At 41.9% G+C, this 17911-nt stretch carries 16 protein-coding genes and 1 rRNA gene; all 17 read left to right on the plus strand.

Annotation, left to right across the window (positions count from 1 at the left end):
* The first annotated feature begins 192 nt into the window (after positions 1 to 192).
* Positions 193 to 2667, plus strand: coding sequence for a stage II sporulation protein E (spoIIE, locus tag LQ188_RS25475; RefSeq protein WP_101225921.1), 2475 nt, complete (start codon positions 193 to 195; stop codon positions 2665 to 2667).
* Between the two features lie 181 nt (positions 2668 to 2848).
* Positions 2849 to 3586, plus strand: a complete 738-nt coding sequence (locus LQ188_RS25480; protein WP_101225922.1) for a VWA domain-containing protein — start codon at positions 2849 to 2851, stop codon at positions 3584 to 3586.
* On the plus strand, positions 3552 to 4550 hold the full coding sequence (locus LQ188_RS25485) for a protein kinase family protein (protein WP_363320625.1): 999 nt from the start codon (positions 3552 to 3554) through the stop codon (positions 4548 to 4550). The genes LQ188_RS25480 and LQ188_RS25485 overlap by 35 nt, the downstream gene beginning before the upstream one ends.
* Positions 4551 to 4644: 94 nt before the next feature.
* Complete coding sequence (gene tilS / locus LQ188_RS25490; RefSeq protein WP_230178766.1) at positions 4645 to 6039, plus strand: tRNA lysidine(34) synthetase TilS; 1395 nt, start codon at positions 4645 to 4647, stop codon at positions 6037 to 6039.
* Between the two features lie 32 nt (positions 6040 to 6071).
* The gene (gene hpt, locus LQ188_RS25495) at positions 6072 to 6611 is read left to right on the plus strand and encodes a hypoxanthine phosphoribosyltransferase (protein WP_101225937.1); all 540 of its coding nucleotides are present in this window, start codon (positions 6072 to 6074) and stop codon (positions 6609 to 6611) included.
* Positions 6612 to 6728: 117 nt separating this feature from the next.
* Complete coding sequence (gene ftsH, locus LQ188_RS25500) at positions 6729 to 8789, plus strand: ATP-dependent zinc metalloprotease FtsH (protein WP_101225924.1); 2061 nt, start codon at positions 6729 to 6731, stop codon at positions 8787 to 8789.
* A gap of 159 nt (positions 8790 to 8948) precedes the next feature.
* A complete protein-coding gene (locus LQ188_RS25505; RefSeq protein ID WP_230178768.1) occupies positions 8949 to 9728 on the plus strand; it encodes a type III pantothenate kinase in 780 nt (259 codons plus the stop codon).
* A gap of 26 nt (positions 9729 to 9754) precedes the next feature.
* Complete coding sequence (hslO, locus tag LQ188_RS25510) at positions 9755 to 10636, plus strand: Hsp33 family molecular chaperone HslO (RefSeq protein WP_101225926.1); 882 nt, start codon at positions 9755 to 9757, stop codon at positions 10634 to 10636.
* 18 nt (positions 10637 to 10654) lie between these two features.
* Positions 10655 to 11551: a peptidyl-prolyl cis-trans isomerase gene (locus tag LQ188_RS25515; protein WP_230178769.1), complete on the plus strand. Its 897-nt coding sequence runs from the start codon at positions 10655 to 10657 to the stop codon at positions 11549 to 11551.
* Between the two features lie 129 nt (positions 11552 to 11680).
* Entirely contained in the window at positions 11681 to 12607 is a 927-nt protein-coding gene (gene cysK, locus LQ188_RS25520; protein ID WP_095394505.1) for a cysteine synthase A, read from the plus strand.
* Positions 12608 to 12767: 160 nt separating this feature from the next.
* A complete protein-coding gene (gene folP / locus LQ188_RS25525) occupies positions 12768 to 13604 on the plus strand; it encodes a dihydropteroate synthase (RefSeq protein WP_230178771.1) in 837 nt (278 codons plus the stop codon).
* Position 13605: 1 nt separating this feature from the next.
* Complete coding sequence (gene folB, locus LQ188_RS25530; RefSeq protein WP_101225929.1) at positions 13606 to 13965, plus strand: dihydroneopterin aldolase; 360 nt, start codon at positions 13606 to 13608, stop codon at positions 13963 to 13965.
* Positions 13966 to 13967: 2 nt separating this feature from the next.
* Positions 13968 to 14495 (plus strand): 2-amino-4-hydroxy-6-hydroxymethyldihydropteridine diphosphokinase, encoded by a 528-nt coding sequence (gene folK / locus LQ188_RS25535; protein ID WP_230178773.1) that lies wholly within the window; start codon positions 13968 to 13970, stop codon positions 14493 to 14495.
* Positions 14447 to 14659 carry a helix-turn-helix transcriptional regulator gene (locus LQ188_RS25540; RefSeq protein ID WP_101225931.1) on the plus strand — a complete coding sequence of 71 codons (213 nt, stop codon included), beginning with the start codon at positions 14447 to 14449 and terminating at the stop codon, positions 14657 to 14659. Before folK ends, LQ188_RS25540 begins: the two co-directional genes overlap by 49 nt.
* Before the next feature lie 22 nt (positions 14660 to 14681).
* Positions 14682 to 15680, plus strand: a complete 999-nt coding sequence (gene dusB, locus LQ188_RS25545) for a tRNA dihydrouridine synthase DusB (protein ID WP_101225932.1) — start codon at positions 14682 to 14684, stop codon at positions 15678 to 15680.
* 187 nt (positions 15681 to 15867) lie between these two features.
* Positions 15868 to 17367: a lysine--tRNA ligase gene (gene lysS / locus LQ188_RS25550; RefSeq protein WP_230178779.1), complete on the plus strand. Its 1500-nt coding sequence runs from the start codon at positions 15868 to 15870 to the stop codon at positions 17365 to 17367.
* A gap of 423 nt (positions 17368 to 17790) precedes the next feature.
* Positions 17791 to 17911 (plus strand): 16S ribosomal RNA (locus LQ188_RS25555); the annotation flags it as partial.

Below are 17911 nucleotides of genomic sequence, written 5' to 3' on the forward strand. Positions count from 1 at the left end.
AACTTTGCTTTTCTTCAAAAAAAAAAGAACACCCGTTTCTGTATTGGAAAAAAAGGCACAAAAACCTGTATACAAATGATTGTTCAAGAAGAATTTCGTCGAACGTTTTTCTTATCCGCTTATAAAATTCTGACAAAAAAATAAACAAGCCCTCTATATAATAAAAATCACTAATACGAATGGGGTGTTGAAATGGAAAAAGTAGAAAGACCTATGATGGAACCTCTTGGTGATGTTCAGTTAAAAGAAGCGAAGGCAGGGGCCATCAATTGGATCCAACAACTGCAAATGAAGACGGAAGACATTTTCATAAAAAAAGGTATCTCTTTAGCAATTATTGGTTTTTTATTAGGACGGGCATTAATTCTTTCACAGCTGGCACCATTTGGACTTCCGTTTTTCGCAGCCGTGTTTCTCATGAGACGTGACAGGGCACCACTTGCTTTATTCGGATTGATTGCAGGTGGGCTGACCGTTCACTATTCTAATAGTTTAGTCATCTTTGCATCGGCGTTTCTGCTCCTGTTATTTCATAAGATCAAGAAGCCCGCCGTGGAAGGACAATTCAAGACGATGTCGATGTACGTTTTTGCTTCACTATTCCTGGTCAACCTGGCCGAGCAATATCTGGTATTCCGAACGATTCAGCTGTACGACTTAATGATGATAGGAGTAGAGGCGGGACTCGCAATGATCTTAACCTTAATCTTCATACAGTCCATCCCGCTGCTGACCATTCGGACAAAGTCCCAATCATTAAAGACGGAGGAAATCGTCAGCATCATCATCCTGCTGGCTTCGGTGATGACCGGAACCATAGGCTGGATGATATACGATCTATCACTCGACCATATATTCTCGCGATACTTGGTCCTCCTCTTCGGGCTGGCGGGAGGGGCCGCCATAGGCTCCACTGTAGGTGTAGTTACTGGATTGATATTCAGTCTGGCAAGTATTGCTAGTCTCTATCAAATGAGCCTTCTCGCTTTTTCCGGGCTTCTGGGCGGTCTGTTGAAGGAGGGAAGGAAGATAGGGGTTGCCGCGGGCCTCATGATTGCTACGTTACTGATAGGTTTATATGGTGAGGGCACCGGCAATATTATGGTGACCCTCTATGAATCAATTATAGCTGTGGCCCTATTTATATTGACACCGTCATCCATAATCAACAAAATAGCGAAACATATACCGGGAACAGTCGAGAATTCTGATGAACAGCAGCAGTATGCCCGGAAAGTGAGGGATGTCACCGCTCAAAGGGTGGAGCAATTCTCACATGTATTTGAGGCGCTCTCAAATAGCTTTTCCCAAGTGGATGAAAGGGGGAGATTGGAGGAAGATGAGAAAGAATTCGACTACTTCTTAAGTAATGTAACGGAAAAGACGTGCCAGCTTTGTTTTAAAAAGGAACAGTGCTGGTCCAAGAACTTTAATACAACCTATGACGGCATGCAGGAAATTATGCTTCAATTAAGTGAAAATAATGGTCAGCTTCCCCAAAAGACTTCGAAGGAATGGGGGAAATATTGTAGCCGCGGCCCTCAGGTCATTGGGGCGATATCACAGGAGCTTACTTATTTTGAAGCCAACCAAAAATTAAAAAGGCAGGTGAAGGAAAGCCGGAAGCTAGTTGCGGATCAATTGCGGGGAGTTTCGGCAGTAATGGATGATTTTGCGAAAGAAATTCAAAGGGAAAGGAAGAATCATCATGTACATGAAGAATCCATTTTGGAAGCCATCCAGGATTTTGGACTGCACATAGGGTATGTAGAAATATACAGTCTAGAACAAGGGAATGTTGATATAGAAATGAGTGTCCCATACTGCCAGGGCAGAGGGGAATGTGAAAAATTGATTGCACCTATGCTTTCTGACATTTTAGGGGAAACGATAGTCGTTCATTCAGAAGAGTGTGCAACGTATCCAAACGGGCAATGTGAGGTGATATTTAGGTCAGCAAAAAAATTCACGGTCGAAACGGGTGTTGCTCATGCTGCCAAGGGGGGAGGGCTTGTATCAGGAGATAGTCATACGACCATGGAAATTGGCTGCGGCAAATTCGCAATAGCCATTAGTGATGGAATGGGAAATGGGGAAAGGGCCCATTTTGAAAGTACAGAGACATTGAAGCTGCTTCAAAAATTTTTACAATCGGGAATTGAAGAAAAAATAGCCATTAAATCCGTAAACTCCGTATTATCTCTACGCACTACCGATGAAATATTTTCGACTCTTGATTTGGCAATGATTGATCTTCAGGACGCAAAGGCTAAGTTTTTAAAAATCTGTTCAATACCGAGTTTCATTAAAAGGGGGGATAGGATAATAAAAATTGAATCAAGTAACCTCCCTATGGGAATCATCCAGGATTTCGATGTTGATGTTGTATCAGAAGAGCTCAAGGCAGGGGACATACTAATCATGATGAGCGATGGAGTGTTCGATGGCCCCTCACATGTTGAAAATATCGAGTTCTGGCTTAAACGGAAAATCAAGGAAATGGAAACAGACGATCCGCAGGAAATCTCTGATTTAATATTGGAAGAGGTCATCCGAACAAAAGGGATCATAGATGATGACATGACAGTGGTAACATCGAAAATCAAGCATAACACACCGAAATGGGCATCCATTCCCGTTTCTCCAAAACGCAAAAAGGCCCAGTAGGCCGTTTATATATATAATAAATAAAACCAAAAATGAGGTGGTGAAATGGAAGAAGGTTAAAAGGTAAAGAGACTTTTCAATCACTCCACTCCATGATGTGACTTGATGCGATGTCTTAGCGTATAAATTCCCCCTTTTTAGTCAATTATGGTAACAAATTGATAGGAAGGGAGAGCAAAACATGAAAGCAGGAACATTAAAACAGATTTTGCTTATAACCGACGGATGTTCAAATCATGGTGAGGAGCCGTCTGCCATGGCTGAATTAGCAAGGAAGCAAGGCATAACCATCAATGTCATAGGTGTCATGGAAAATGATGTTATAGATGAAAAGGGTCTTAAGGAGATCGAGAAGATTGCTGGTTCAGGAGGTGGCGTAAGTCAAATAGTCTATTCCCAGCAGTTGTCACAAACCGTCCAAATGGTCACACAAAAGGCAATGACTCAAACTATACAGGGAGTTATCAATCGCGAACTTCAACAAATACTTGGAGATTCAAAAACGATGGAGGATCTTCCGCCGGATAAACGAGGAGAAGTGATGGAGGTGGTCGATGAGCTTGGGGAAACGAGCAAGCTCGAAGTACTGATTCTTGTAGATACCAGTGCAAGCATGAAACATAAACTGCCTACAGTAAAAGATTCCTTATTAGATCTTTCCCTTAGCATGAATGCAAGAATGGGTGACAGCAGTTTTTCCGTATTCGTATTTCCTGGGAAAAGAAATGATGTTGAAAAGTTGCTGGATTGGACCCCGAACCTTGAAGCCCTGACGGCAACTTTTCCTAAGCTTAGTACAGGGGGACTCACTCCGACAGGTCCAGCCATTCGTGAAGCTTTAACATATTTCAATAAAAAACGTTCATTGAGGGGATTGTTATCACATGATGATGAACAATACTTTGAGGAATCAATGTAAACTCCTGCCTGGCAGTTTGGTCACTGGAAAATGGAATAAAAACCAGTACAAAATAATTAAGGAATTGGGGTGTGGAGCGAACGGGATCGTCTATTTGGTTGAAAGCAAAAATCGTCATTATGCTTTAAAGCTCAGTGATAATGGGACGTCCATTATTTCGGAGATGAATATCCTAAAATCCTTTTCAAAGGTCCAGGGGTCTACCCTTGGACCTTCCTTTTTGGAAGCGGATGATTTCATGAAAACAGGAAAGCAGCTCCCTTTTTATGTCATGGAATATATCCACGGACACGATTTTTTGCGTTTCATCGATAAGAAAGGGTCATCATGGATTGGAGTCTTAATGCTTCAGCTTTTAACCAGCTTGTCTGCCTTGCATACCAATGGCTGGGTGTTCGGCGATTTAAAACCTGAGAATTTGATCGTGACTTCACCAGCCTATAAGGTGAGGTGCGTGGATGTAGGCGGAACCACCTTAATTGGGCGATCTGTTAAAGAATTCACCGAGTTCTTTGACAGGGGTTACTGGGGTCTTGGATCAAGAAAGGCAGATCCGCAATATGACTTGTTCGCTGTGGCGATGATTATAATCAATTCGGCCTATCCTGGACGTTTCCACAAGCAAGGGGAGGGGTATAGACAGCTTAACGACTTGATTAAGCAGAAAAAGGAATTGCACCCATATAGAAAGATGTTGGATAAAGCACTTCACGGGCAGTATGATTCTGCCCTCCAAATGCGGGAGGATTTGGTCACGGTGCTAAGTAAGCAAAATCACTCGAAGAAAAAGAGTCCGACCAAGGCAGCTACCAGCCAGTCACAAACAATTCAACCTGCAACGAGACAAGCAAGAAGGTCCCAAAACCATTCAAAAAAGAAAAGTGGCGGTTTTTTTGAAACTTTTTTGTTGGTTGCCATCATATCGATGCTCTATGTTCTTTACATATATGAACAGTTGTTATGATATAGTTATTAGGTGAAATGCCATGGAATAATTGAAACCATTTCATGATTGAATCGTATAAAACTAATGCCTGTTCATAAAGAAGGAAGATTGTATGTTAAAGGAAAAAGTTCTGAGCACCATCTATAGAAACGAATTGATTAAGGAAAACTCGAAGTTGCTAATAGGCGTTTCCGGAGGGCCGGATTCATTGGTGCTTCTCCATATCCTTAAGGAAATTCAATCTCTTTTTCATTACGAGATGATTGTTGCGAGTGTTGACCATATGTTTCGTGGTGAAGAATCCTATGAGGATTATAAATATGTCGAGCATATATGTGAACGGTGGGGCATTACATTTGAGGGAAAAAGGATTGATGTTCCAGCCCGGATGAAACAGACGGGGGAAAGTTCACAAATAACGTCAAGAAAGCTGCGTTTTGCCTTTTATGAAGAAATGATGGATAAGCACCAAGCCTCCACTCTTGTCCTGGGGCATCATGGAGATGATCAAATCGAAACGATGCTCATGCGTTTAACAAGAGGGGCGACAGGGAAGGCAAGGGCAGGTATTCCTATAAAGAGACGTTTCCATACCGGAAATCTGATCAGGCCTTTTCTTGAAATCACGAAAAGCCAAATAATCGAATATGCGGGCCTTCATGATATCGAACCAAGATTTGATCCGAGCAATGAAACCGGTGTCTATGCTAGAAATCGTTTTAGACATGAAGTCCTTCCGTTTTTAAAAAAAGAAAATGGCAAGGTTCATGAGCATTTTCAACGATTCAGTGAAGAGCTTTATGAAGATGAAGAGTTTTTTTTGAACCTGGTTTCAAGCAAAATGTCCGATGTTTGGATCACACAGGATAAAGATCAAGCGGTTATTCAGATTGATAAGGTTCTCGCGATGCCTAAACCTTTACAAAGAAGGGCGATTCAACTAATATTAAACTATCTTTATTTGGAGAGACCTTCATCGCTTTCGGCATTACATATTGACCAACTTTTAGTTTTGTTTTTGAATCCTCAACCATCTGCAGAATTGCATCTTCCGGAGGGCCTTATTGCGGAAAAATCATATCAAACTTGCACGTTTAGGTTTTTCCGGCAAAAAAGCCAAAAATATTCCTATAAATTACAAATTCCCGGTGAGACTATTCTTCCGAATGGATATAAGATTAAAGCGCACTATATAAAAGAAGAAATTCCGGTACTTAGAGGAAATCATTCTTTTATACTTCCCGAATCAGCTGTTCAGCTTCCTCTTACAATCCGAAACAGGAATGAAGGCGAGCGGATGGCCGTCAAGGGATTAGGTGGAACTAAAAAGTTAAAGGATATTTTTATTAATGAAAAGATCCCGATGCTAGAAAGAAATGTGTGGCCGGTCATCATCGATCAAACGGGAACGGTCATTTGGCTGCCTGGTTTAAAGAAATCGAATGTTGAGCCGGATATAATTTCTGATGAAAAATCTTTAATCTACTTAGAATATAAAAAAGCTTAATTCTTCATGGGGGGCAATTAATTACAATGACCATGCAAAACGACATTGAAAAGGTTTTAATAACAGAGGAAGAACTTCAAAAGAAAATCAGGGAATTGGGTGCGCAGATTGAAGCTGATTACCAAGGTAAGTTCCCGTTGGCCATCGGAGTGCTGAAAGGCGCCATGCCATTTATGTCAGATTTACTGAAACGCGTTGATACACATCTTGAAATGGACTTTATGGATGTTTCAAGCTATGGTAACTCCACTGTATCTTCCGGTGAAGTGAAAATCATCAAGGATCTTGATACATCAGTTGAGGGCCGGGATATTTTAATCATCGAAGATATTATCGACAGCGGTTTGACTCTTAGCTATCTTGCGGAACTTTTCCGTTATCGAAAAGCAAAATCAATTAAAATCGTTACCTTATTGGATAAACCAACAGGCAGGAAAGCGGATATCACTCCGGACTATGCCGGGTTCATCGTACCGGATGCATTTGTTGTCGGATATGGTCTTGATTTTGCGGAAAAATATCGTAATCTCCCGTATATTGGCATATTGAAGCCTGAAATTTACTCGAATTAATCGTACCTGTTTGAAAGAGAAGACCAGATAAAAACAGCGGTGTTAAATTATTGTAATTCATTAATTTTGTATGATAGTATTTACTATAGTTTGTTTACCCGTGGGAGGAGGTAAGGGATGAATCGGATCTTCCGTAATACCATATTTTATTTACTGATCTTTTTGGTCATCATTGGGATTGTAAGCATTTTTAATAATAACAATGAACCAAACGTAAAATTGACCCAAGATGAATTCTATAAGCATTTGGAGAGTGGGGACGTTACATCACTTACGATGCAGCCCGAAAGCAGTGTATTTGAAATCACAGGAAAGCTCAAAGGTTATGAGGAAAACAAATTCTTTGTGACGTACGTGCCTTTCAGTGAGTATTCGCAAAGCCGGATCAATGACGCTGTAACCAAGCTGGATAAAGACATCATCACTGTCGAACCTCCAGAAAAGACAAGTGGCTGGGTGACATTTTTCACTTCCATCATTCCATTTGTAATCATTTTTATCCTCTTCTTCTTTTTACTTAACCAAGCTCAAGGCGGCGGCGGTGGCCGTGTCATGAACTTCGGGAAAAGTAAGGCGAAATTGTATAATGATGATAAGAAAAAAGTGCGCTTCAATGATGTTGCCGGAGCGGACGAAGAAAAGCAGGAACTTGTCGAGGTCGTCGAATTCTTGAAAGACCCTCGCAAATATGCCGAGCTTGGTGCCCGTATTCCTAAAGGGGTACTTTTAGTTGGGCCTCCTGGTACAGGTAAAACTTTACTGGCACGAGCAGTGGCTGGTGAAGCCGGAACTCCTTTCTTCTCAATCAGTGGTTCTGATTTTGTTGAGATGTTTGTGGGTGTCGGTGCATCCCGTGTTCGTGATTTGTTTGAAAATGCTAAGAAGAACGCACCATGTATCATCTTTATCGATGAAATTGATGCAGTCGGACGTCAACGTGGCGCAGGTCTTGGTGGCGGTCACGATGAACGTGAACAAACATTGAACCAACTCCTGGTGGAGATGGATGGTTTCGGTGGTAATGAAGGAATCATAATCATTGCTGCGACTAACCGTGCTGATGTATTGGATCCTGCATTATTGCGTCCAGGACGTTTTGACCGTCAAATAACGGTAGGCCGACCTGATGTCAAGGGCCGTGAAGAAGTGCTTAAAGTGCATGCACGCAATAAACCTTTAGCAGAAACGGTCGATTTGAAAGCGATCGCTCAGCGTACCCCAGGATTTTCTGGTGCCGATCTTGAAAACTTACTGAATGAAGCGGCTCTTGTAGCTGCCCGTCAAGATAAGAAGAAGATCGACATGTCCGATTTGGATGAAGCTTCGGATCGTGTTATCGCTGGACCTGCCAAGAAAAACCGTGTAATTTCCAAAAAGGAAAGAAATATCGTAGCGTGGCATGAAGCGGGCCATACCATTATTGGATTGGTTCTGGATGATGCCGAGGTCGTTCATAAAGTTACGATTGTCCCTCGTGGTCAAGCTGGCGGTTATGCAGTTATGCTGCCGAAAGAAGATCGTTTCTTCATGACGGAACCTGAGCTTAAAGATAAAATCGTAGGACTATTGGGTGGCCGTGTAGCCGAAGAAGTTACATTCGGAGAAGTGAGCACCGGTGCGCATAACGACTTCCAGCGTGCAACGGGCATAGCTCGGAGCATGGTTATGGAATATGGTATGAGTAAGCTTGGACCGCTTCAATTCGGTAATTCCCAAGGTCAGGTCTTCCTAGGCCGCGATTTCAACAATGATCAAAACTATTCAGATGCAATAGCATATGAAATCGATCTTGAAATTCAACGTATCATCAAGGAAGCTTACGAAAGATGTAAGAAGATACTTACTGAAAATCGTGAAAAACTTGATTTGGTTGCAAAAACCTTGCTTGAAGTGGAAACACTTGATGCTGAACAAATCAAAAGTTTATTCCATAAGGGTAAATTGCCAGAACGTGATTATACTGCACTGAATGGGAATTTAACCACTGATGAGAATGTCAAGGTGAACATCAATAAGAAGAAGGAAGAAAAAGAGGCCCTATTAGATCCATTGGATAAAAGAGGACCTGAGGACCTTGAAATAACGGAGGAAGGTTTGAATACCCCTCCAATCAAAGAAGGTGCACCTCAAGATCAGCCGCTTTCCTTCCCGAACGAAGATGACAATAAAAAGTCTTAAGTTGACTTAATTCAAAAGGGTATTTCCGCCTCGGAAATACCCTTTTCTTAACTTTTATGATAAGGTTTTTTGGGGTACCTTTCGAAAAGTGCGACTAATAGCGTGGGAAATAACAGTGTGTTATGATGTTGGAGAATAATTTACCGGAGTGATGAAACGATGATTTTTGTATTAGATGTTGGGAATACGAATACTGTATTAGGCGTATACGATGAAGATATTTTAAAATATCATTGGCGAATAGAGACTAACCGTCACAAGACAGAAGACGAGTATGGAATGATCATAAAGTCTTTGCTGCAACATGAGGGTCTTTCGTTTGATCAATTTGATGGAATCATTATTTCTTCGGTAGTTCCGCCAATTATGTTTGCGCTTGAACGCATGTGCAAAAAATACTTTGGAATTAAACCGCTAATAGTTGGACCTGGAATAAAAACTGGATTGAATATTAAATACGAAAATCCCCGTGAGGTGGGAGCTGACCGAATCGTTAATGCGGTTGCAGGCACTCAGGAATATGGAAGCCCTCTCATTATCGTGGATTTTGGCACGGCCACGACTTATTGCTACATAAACGAGGATAAACAATACATGGGCGGAGCCATTGCTCCGGGTATAAATATTTCTACGGAAGCACTTTATTCAAAAGCAGCCAAACTTCCAAGAATAGAAATCAGCCGGCCGGAAGGGATTATTGGGAAAAATACGGTGTCCGCGATGCAGGCTGGCATTTTGTATGGATATGTTGGGCAGGTAGAAGGAATCGTTAATCGAATTAAGGCGCAAAGTAATCTAGAACCAACGGTAATAGCGACAGGTGGGTTGGCTACCTTAATTGCCAATGAGTCCACTGTTATTGACGTTGTGGAGCCATTTTTGACCTTAAAGGGGCTGCAGTTGATTTATAAACGTAATCGTGAGCAAGTGAAGAAGTAATACAAAGCTTGAAAGGAGCAAAATAAATGAAGGATTATCTAATAAAGGCGTTAGGCTATGAAGGACAGGTACGGGCCTATGCTGTTTCAACAACAGACACCGTAGGAGAAGCGCAGCGTCGCCATTATACATGGCCTACTGCTTCTGCTGCCCTTGGACGGGCTATGACGGCAGGCGTTATGATGGGCGGAATGTTAAAAGGTGAAGAAAAGCTGACGATTAAAATCGAGGGCGGTGGACCGATTGGTTCCATCCTGGTCGACAGCAATGCAAAGGGAGAAGTCCGCGGATATGTCACTCACCCGCAAACCCACTTTGATTTGAATGAGCAGGGAAAGCTGGATGTAAGGAGAGCGGTGGGTACCGATGGATTGCTGACTGTTATTAAAGACATTGGTCTTCGTGATTACTTTTCGGGGCAAGTACCGCTTGTATCGGGAGAGTTAGGTGAAGATTTCACTTATTACTTTGTTACTTCCGAACAGGTGCCATCATCTGTGGGGGTTGGGGTTCTCGTGAATCCGGATAATTCAATTCTTGCAGCGGGTGGATTTATCATTCAGTTGATGCCGGGTACATCCGAAGATACGATTTCCAAAATCGAAAATCGACTAAGCACGATAACTCCTGTTTCCAAAATGATTCAAAGTGGCATGACTCCTGAAGAAATCCTAATCGAAATTTTAGGTGAGGGCAATGTGAATATACTAGAAAAAATGGATGTCCAATTCTCCTGTCAATGTTCCAGGGAAAGAATTGCGAATGCATTGATTAGCCTAGGACAAGCTGAGATCCGGGATATCATTGAGACAGACGGACAAGCGGAGGCGCATTGTCATTTTTGTAATCAGACCTACCAATTCTCGAAGGAAGAACTCGAGAAATTAGAGGCAGAAACAAAAAAATAATTTACGGGGGATAAGGGTTTGCCAAAACAAAAGCTTCGGGCGATTATTGCTGGCCTTGCCTTGTTGAACCTATTGACTATCATTATCTTTGTCATAAAACCACTTATCATTTCAAAATCCGTCATTGGGGAAGAAACGGCCGCAAAGGTTGGATCCAAGGATATTTCCCGGGAAGCATGGATTAATGAGCTCGAAAAAAGATATGGGGAAGATGTACTTGAGGAAATGGTCGATAAAGAGGTAGTGAAACAGGCAGCTGAAAAATACAAAGTGAAGACTTCGGATGAAGAGCTTGATCGGGAACTTAAAATGATGAAAACGATGTATGGGACTGCCGGTCAGAACCTTAATAAAAGTAACGATCAACTGAGGCAGGAAATTCAGTCGAGTCTCCTTCTCGAGAAGCTCCTCACCAAGGACGTTTCGGTTTCCGAATCGGCAATGCGGAGTCATTATGATAATAATAAGGATATCTATAGAATTCCTACTGCTTTCCATATTTCCCATATCACCACTTCTACAAAAAAGCAGGCAGACCAAGTCATACGTGAACTGGAGAAAGGTGTCTCCTTTGATGTCTTGGCAATGGAGAAGTCCCTTGATGAATTCACTGCCAATCAAGGAGGCGACATGGGTTATATATCCCAGGATAACGAGCAAGTCTCCAAGGAATACATTGCCGCTGCCGAGAAATTGAAGGTGAAAAAGTGGAGTGATGCAATCCAAACGGAGGATGGCTGGGCCGTTCTCTACCTGCATGAAAGAATAAAGGGCAAGCAGTATGAATATGAAGAAGTTAAAGACAAGATTCACCGCCAAATAGCTCTTGAACAGATTCAGGCACCGGTCTCAGGGAAAATTTTCTGGGACGAATTTGATGTAGAATGGTTTTATGGATTGAAGGAAGAAAAGTAGGTCAATGGTTGTGTGAGAAAATTTAGAATATAGTATTTAATCATTGACAATGAACTATTAAAACTGGTAACTTTAATTTATAAAACCAATAAACATACTCGGTATTGAAATGATAAGGGAGTGGAGAAAATGGCACGTATAGCTAATTCTGTAATCGATTTAATTGGACAAACACCTATTGTTAAGTTAAACAAGCTTCAAAATGAAAACAGTGCAGATATTTATTTGAAACTTGAGTATTTTAACCCAGGCAGCAGTGTAAAAGACCGTATCGCCCTTGCGATGATCGAAGCGGCAGAAAAAAATGGTACCCTTAAGCCAGGTGATACGATCATTGAACCTACAAGCGGAAATACGGGAATAGGTTTGGCAATGGTAGCTGCGGCAAAGGGCTATAAATCAATTCTGGTTATGCCGGAGACGATGAGCTTGGAACGCCGTAACTTGCTTCGCGCATATGGGGCGGAATTAGTTCTTACTCCTGGGCCTGAAGGAATGAAGGGTGCAATCGCAAAGGCGACTGAGCTGTCTAAAGAAAAAGGTTACTTCATTCCACAGCAATTCGAAAACGAAGCCAACCCTGAAGTACATCGGAACACTACAGGCCCTGAAATCGTTGAAGCCTTTGGAGATGAAGGCCTGGATGCATTCGTTGCCGGAATCGGTACTGGCGGAACCATAACAGGTGCCGGTGAAGTCCTGCGTGAAAAATTCCCTGACATTAAAATTTACGCTGTTGAACCTGCGGACTCTCCAGTATTATCGGGTGGTACTCCAGGACCACATAAAATCCAAGGAATCGGAGCAGGCTTCGTTCCTAGCATTTTGAATACAGATCTCTATGACGAAATCATTCAAGTAAATACAGAGGAATCGTTTGATTATGCCCGCCGCGCAGCAAAAGAGGAAGGAATCCTTGGCGGTATCTCTTCTGGAGGCGCAATTGCAGCTGCCATTAAAGTGGCTGACAAACTGGGTAAAGGCAAAAAGGTCCTTGCCATCATACCGAGTAATGGTGAACGCTACTTAAGTACACCATTATATAACTTTGAGTAAGACAGACACTAAATGAGAAGCGAAGTTCCTATGGGGCTTTGCTTTTCTTTTTGTGGCAAAGTATGCAGAAGTATCCCTGATTTTCATGGAGCTTGCACTATACCTATGTAAATGGGTAAACTCGTATATATAGATTTCTTTAGGCGAAGGAGAACGTTGGATGTCATTAGCAGGAGCACCAAAAATAAAATGCGGTTCATTTGAATTGGATTACAGCAAGAAAACCTTAATCATGGGGATTTTGAATGTTACGCCGGACTCCTTTTCGGATGGCGGAAAATATAATCGGATAGATGCTGCTTTGAAGCATGCCGAACGAATGGTCAACGATGGGGCGGATATATTGGATGTAGGCGGTGAGTCAACCCGTCCTAACTATGAGAGGATATCGGATGAAGAGGAAATAGAGAGAGTCGCCCCAATAATTGAGGCGATATCGCGTAATATTGAGGTTCCAATATCGGTCGATACGTATAAATCAAGAGTTGCAGAAGAGGCGGTAAAGGCAGGAGCCCATATATTAAATGATATTTGGGGAGGTAAAGCTGATTCCTTGATGTCAAAGGTTGCAGCGGAATATAAAGTGCCGATTATCTTGATGCATAACAGGGATAATATGGAGTATGGACATTTTGTCCGGGATGTACTTCAAGATTTATTCGAAAGCATCATATTGGTAAAAGATGCGGGAGTCAAGGATGAAAACATCATTCTCGATCCAGGTATTGGATTTGCGAAAGATTTAAAGTTTAATTTGGAAATGATGAGGAATCTTGATAAGCTGGTATCATTAGGTTATCCCGTGCTGCTGGCGACATCGAGAAAGTCCATGATTGGCCATGTTCTGGACCTGCCGCCTAGTGAGAGGATGGAAGGCACTGCCGCTACAATTTGCCATGGAATTCAACAAGGCTGTCAGATGGTTCGTGTACATGACGTGAAGGAAATGGCCCGGGCTGCAAAGATGATGGACGCTCTATTAGGAAAAGGTGAATGAAATGGATAAGATATATGTGAATAAGATGGAGTTTTATGGTTATCATGGAGTTTTTCCGGAAGAAACGAAGCTTGGTCAGCGGTTTAAAGTGGACTTAATCGTTCAGACTGATTTAGCCAAGGCTGGGAAGAGTGACAAGCTTGAAGACTCGATCAACTATGGCGAGTTATATGAAGTGTGTAAAAGTGTTGTTGAGGGAGAACCTTTTAAGTTAGTGGAAGCTGTCGCTGAAAAAATTGCCTCAGAACTACTTAATAAATATTCTTCCATCGAGACTTGCACCGTGAAGGTTTATAAACCAGATCCCCCGATAGCAGGCCACTATGAGTCGGTTGCTATAGAGATTGTAAGGGGACGCTGATTGTGATAAATATTGCTTACCTTTCAATAGGGTCGAACTTAGGGGATCGCCTTGAAACATTCCAAAGAGCTTTCCAATTATTGTCTGAGAATCCGCATATCAAGATGATGGCCTGCTCTTCTTTATATGAAACAGACCCGATAGGATATGAAGACCAGGACTGTTTTTTAAATGCTGTTCTTAAAGTGGAAACCGATTTAGAACCCGAGGAATTACTTAACGCGTGTATGAAAATCGAACAAGATCTAGGAAGAAAAAGGGAGATTAGGTGGGGTCCCCGGACTATAGACCTTGACATTTTGTTATATAATCAAGAAAATATTGAGACAGAGATTCTTTCAGTCCCGCACCCTCGTATGCACGAGAGGGCTTTTGTTATCGTGCCATTAATGGAAGTGGACCCTGATATATCACTTCCGCAAATGGATGCACCTTTGAGCGACCTGCTTGAACAGATTTCGGATAAAGAAGGAGTTCGATTATGGAAGGTGAAAAATGGGGAAGGCGTATTCGCGCTTTTCGAAAGTTAAAGGGTTATACCCAGGAAGGGTTTGCGAGGGAAATAGGTGTTTCCGTTTCCTTGCTGGGAGAAGTTGAACGAGGGAACCGCAACCCTTCAGAAGCATTTTTACTGGAAGTGGCGGAAATTCTTCATGTTTCCATTGAGGAGCTTCAGCCACCTGACGATAAATGAAAGAATGTTATAGGAGGTCAACGTGTTAAAAATAGGCGATATAGAAATGAAGAATCCGGTAGTGCTGGCACCGATGGCGGGAGTCTGCAACTCGGCATTCCGCTTGACCGTCAAGGAATTTGGTGCTGGTCTTGTTTGTGCGGAGATGGTCAGTGATAAAGGAATCGTTTTACAAAATGCTAGAACGATGAATATGCTTTATATAGATGAAAGAGAAAAGCCGTTAAGCTTGCAAATCTTTGGCGGTGAAAAGAAATCTTTGGTCGAAGCTGCACAATTTGTAGATAAAAATACAAATGCTGATATCATTGATATCAATATGGGCTGCCCTGTTCCTAAAATCACTAAATGTGATGCGGGTGCGAAGTGGCTTCTCGATCCAAATAAAATTTATGAGATGGTTTCAGCGGTGGTTGATGCCGTTGAAAAGCCGGTAACGGTTAAAATGCGCATTGGCTGGGATGATGAGCATGTTTTTGCGATTCAGAATGCTCAGGCTGTTGAACGTGCAGGCGGTAAAGCCGTTTCCATGCATGGCAGGACACGAGTTCAAATGTATGAAGGAAAAGCTAACTGGGACATCATCCGTGAAGTGAAGAAGTCGATTAATATTCCCCTTATCGGTAACGGTGATGTGGAAACTCCACAGGATGCGGAAAGAATGCTGAAGGAAACGGGTGTTGATGGAGTCATGATCGGCCGTGCAGCCCTAGGTAACCCGTGGATGATTTACAGGACTGTAAAATATCTAGAAACCGGTCAACTTATGGATGAACCTTCAGTTCGTGAAAAGATGGACGTTTGCGTGCTTCATATGGATCGACTGATTGCGTTGAAAAATGAAAATGTAGCAGTTCGTGAAATGCGTAAGCATGCTTCTTGGTATTTAAAGGGTGTTAAAGGGAATGCTCAGGCTCGCAAAGGAATTAATGTTTGTGAAACAAGGGAAGATGTTGTAAATCTTCTTTATGGACTTGTTGATGATATTGAAGCGAAGCAACAAAATATCCAAATGGTCTGATGTTTGACATTACCTTCCTATTTTCCTATAATACGCTTATCTTAACTGCCAGTAATCCTGGCAGTTTTTATATGTATATAAACAATGTTTTAAGATAAAAAGCTGTTGAATTCCTTTACTTTATGTAAGAATAAATATGTATGCAAAAGAATTTTTGATTAATTATATAAGGCATTTATTAATAAAGATGGAGATGATTTTCGTGAGTCATGAAGAATTGAATGACCAACTGCAGGTAAGGCGCGATAAAATGCAGGCCATGATTGATAATGGACAAGACCCTTTCGGGAGCAGATTCGAACGCACACATAACACTCAGGAGATAATCAGTGCTTATGGTGGATTAGAAAAGGAAGAGCTTGAAGAAAAAGAAATTGAAGTTACGATTGCTGGCCGTGTCATGACGAAGCGCGGAAAAGGGAAAGCGGGATTTGCCCATATCCAGGATATTAGCGGCCAAATCCAAATCTATGTCCGTTTGGATAACATAGGGGAAGATTCTTACCATATTTTCAACCAAACTGATCTTGGTGATCTCGTTGGGGTAACTGGCGTTATCTTCAAAACGAAAGTCGGGGAACTTTCCATTAAAGCTAAAGAGTATGTGTTCCTTGCTAAGGCGCTTCGCCCGTTACCTGATAAATTTCATGGCTTGAAGGACGTTGAAGAGCGCTATCGTAAACGTTATGTCGATTTAATTACAAATGAGGAAAGTAAAAATACGTTGATCATGCGCAGTCGTATTGTACAAGCCATGAGACGGTATTTGGACGATCATGGATACCTTGAAGTGGAGACGCCGCTATTGCACTCTGTTGCTGGTGGAGCTGCTGCACGCCCTTTCCTTACTCACCATAATGCCTTGGATATGCCTTTGAATTTAAGGATCGCCATTGAACTGCACCTAAAACGCTTAATTGTCGGCGGATTGGAGAAAGTTTATGAAATTGGCCGGGTTTTCAGAAATGAAGGAGTGTCCACAAGGCACAATCCTGAATTCACATTGATCGAATTGTACGAAGCTTATGCGGATTACCAAGATATCATGAGCTTAACGGAAAACCTGATTGCCCATATAGCTCAAGAAGTTCTTGGGACGACGACCATCCAGTATGGGGAGTATGAGATAGAGTTGAAACCGGAATGGAAACGACTTCACATGGTTGACGCTGTAAAAGAATATACTGGTGTGGACTTCTGGACTGAAATGAGTAAAGAAGAAGCCCAGCAGCTTGCTAAAGAAAATGGGATTGAAGTTAAGGAATCCATGGAGTTCGGCCATATCGTAAATGAATTCTTTGAACAAAAGGTCGAAGATAAGTTAATTCAACCTACATTCATCTACGGGCATCCAGTGGAAATCTCTCCTTTAGCAAAGAAAAATCCGGAAGATTCCCGTTTCACAGATCGTTTTGAGTTATTCATTGTAGGTAGGGAGCACGCAAATGCCTTCACTGAACTTAATGATCCCATTGATCAACGTCAACGCTTTGAAGCTCAATTGAAAGAACGAGAGCAAGGTAATGATGAAGCTCATGAAATGGATGAAGATTTCTTGGAGGCATTAGAATACGGAATGCCGCCGACAGGCGGACTGGGAATTGGTGTTGACCGTTTGGTTATGCTATTGACCAATTCTCCTTCTATACGTGACGTCCTGTTATTCCCTTTAATGAGACATCGCTAATATAAGCAAAAATGAGTTTTGATTGCAGGGCCGAATTCGGATGGCCGGGATCATGGGCGTAGCTCTTGATCCTGGTAAGTCCAATTCGGTTTTTGTTTTTTAATTATAATTTCATGTCTTTCAATACAGTGGATTCTAGGGTTTATAAGAAAAACAACATTATCTCAAAAAAACTTTATAAAAGGTATTGCGCAGTTAACGTAATGGTGTTATATTTATATCTGTCGTTACGAACGAGTTGCAAACAGATTACAAACTTTAAAAAGTTTTAAAAAAGTTGTTGACTTGCAGTAATGAAAATGTTATTATAAATAAGCTGTTCCGAAAGACATTGCTCTTTGAAAACTGAACAAAACAAAGCGCCAACGTTAAATTTTAAGTGAGCACACACTATCAAAAAAGCAAATGAGCAAGTCGAACATTTCTTCGGAGAGTTTGATCCTGGCTCAGGACGAACGCTGGCGGCGTGCCTAATACATGCAAGTCGAGCGAATCGATGGGAGCTTGCTCCCTGAGATTAGCGGCGGACGGGTGAGTAACACGT

Source organism: Peribacillus sp. Bi134 (assembly GCF_918698065.1).
Classification (GTDB): Bacteria; Bacillota; Bacilli; order Bacillales; family DSM-1321; genus Peribacillus.

Coding starts and splice junctions, on each gene's coding strand:
- spoIIE (WP_101225921.1), top strand. CDS start 193: ATGGAAAAAGTAGAAAGACCTATGATGGAACCTCTTGGTGATGTTCAG.
- LQ188_RS25480 (WP_101225922.1), top strand. CDS start 2,849: ATGAAAGCAGGAACATTAAAACAGATTTTGCTTATAACCGACGGATGT.
- LQ188_RS25485 (WP_363320625.1), top strand. CDS start 3,552: ATGATGATGAACAATACTTTGAGGAATCAATGTAAACTCCTGCCTGGC.
- tilS (WP_230178766.1), top strand. CDS start 4,645: ATGTTAAAGGAAAAAGTTCTGAGCACCATCTATAGAAACGAATTGATT.
- hpt (WP_101225937.1), top strand. CDS start 6,072: ATGCAAAACGACATTGAAAAGGTTTTAATAACAGAGGAAGAACTTCAA.
- ftsH (WP_101225924.1), top strand. CDS start 6,729: ATGAATCGGATCTTCCGTAATACCATATTTTATTTACTGATCTTTTTG.
- LQ188_RS25505 (WP_230178768.1), top strand. CDS start 8,949: ATGATTTTTGTATTAGATGTTGGGAATACGAATACTGTATTAGGCGTA.
- hslO (WP_101225926.1), top strand. CDS start 9,755: ATGAAGGATTATCTAATAAAGGCGTTAGGCTATGAAGGACAGGTACGG.
- cysK (WP_095394505.1), top strand. CDS start 11,681: ATGGCACGTATAGCTAATTCTGTAATCGATTTAATTGGACAAACACCT.
- folP (WP_230178771.1), top strand. CDS start 12,768: ATGTCATTAGCAGGAGCACCAAAAATAAAATGCGGTTCATTTGAATTG.
- folB (WP_101225929.1), top strand. CDS start 13,606: ATGGATAAGATATATGTGAATAAGATGGAGTTTTATGGTTATCATGGA.
- LQ188_RS25540 (WP_101225931.1), top strand. CDS start 14,447: ATGGAAGGTGAAAAATGGGGAAGGCGTATTCGCGCTTTTCGAAAGTTA.
- lysS (WP_230178779.1), top strand. CDS start 15,868: ATGGAGATGATTTTCGTGAGTCATGAAGAATTGAATGACCAACTGCAG.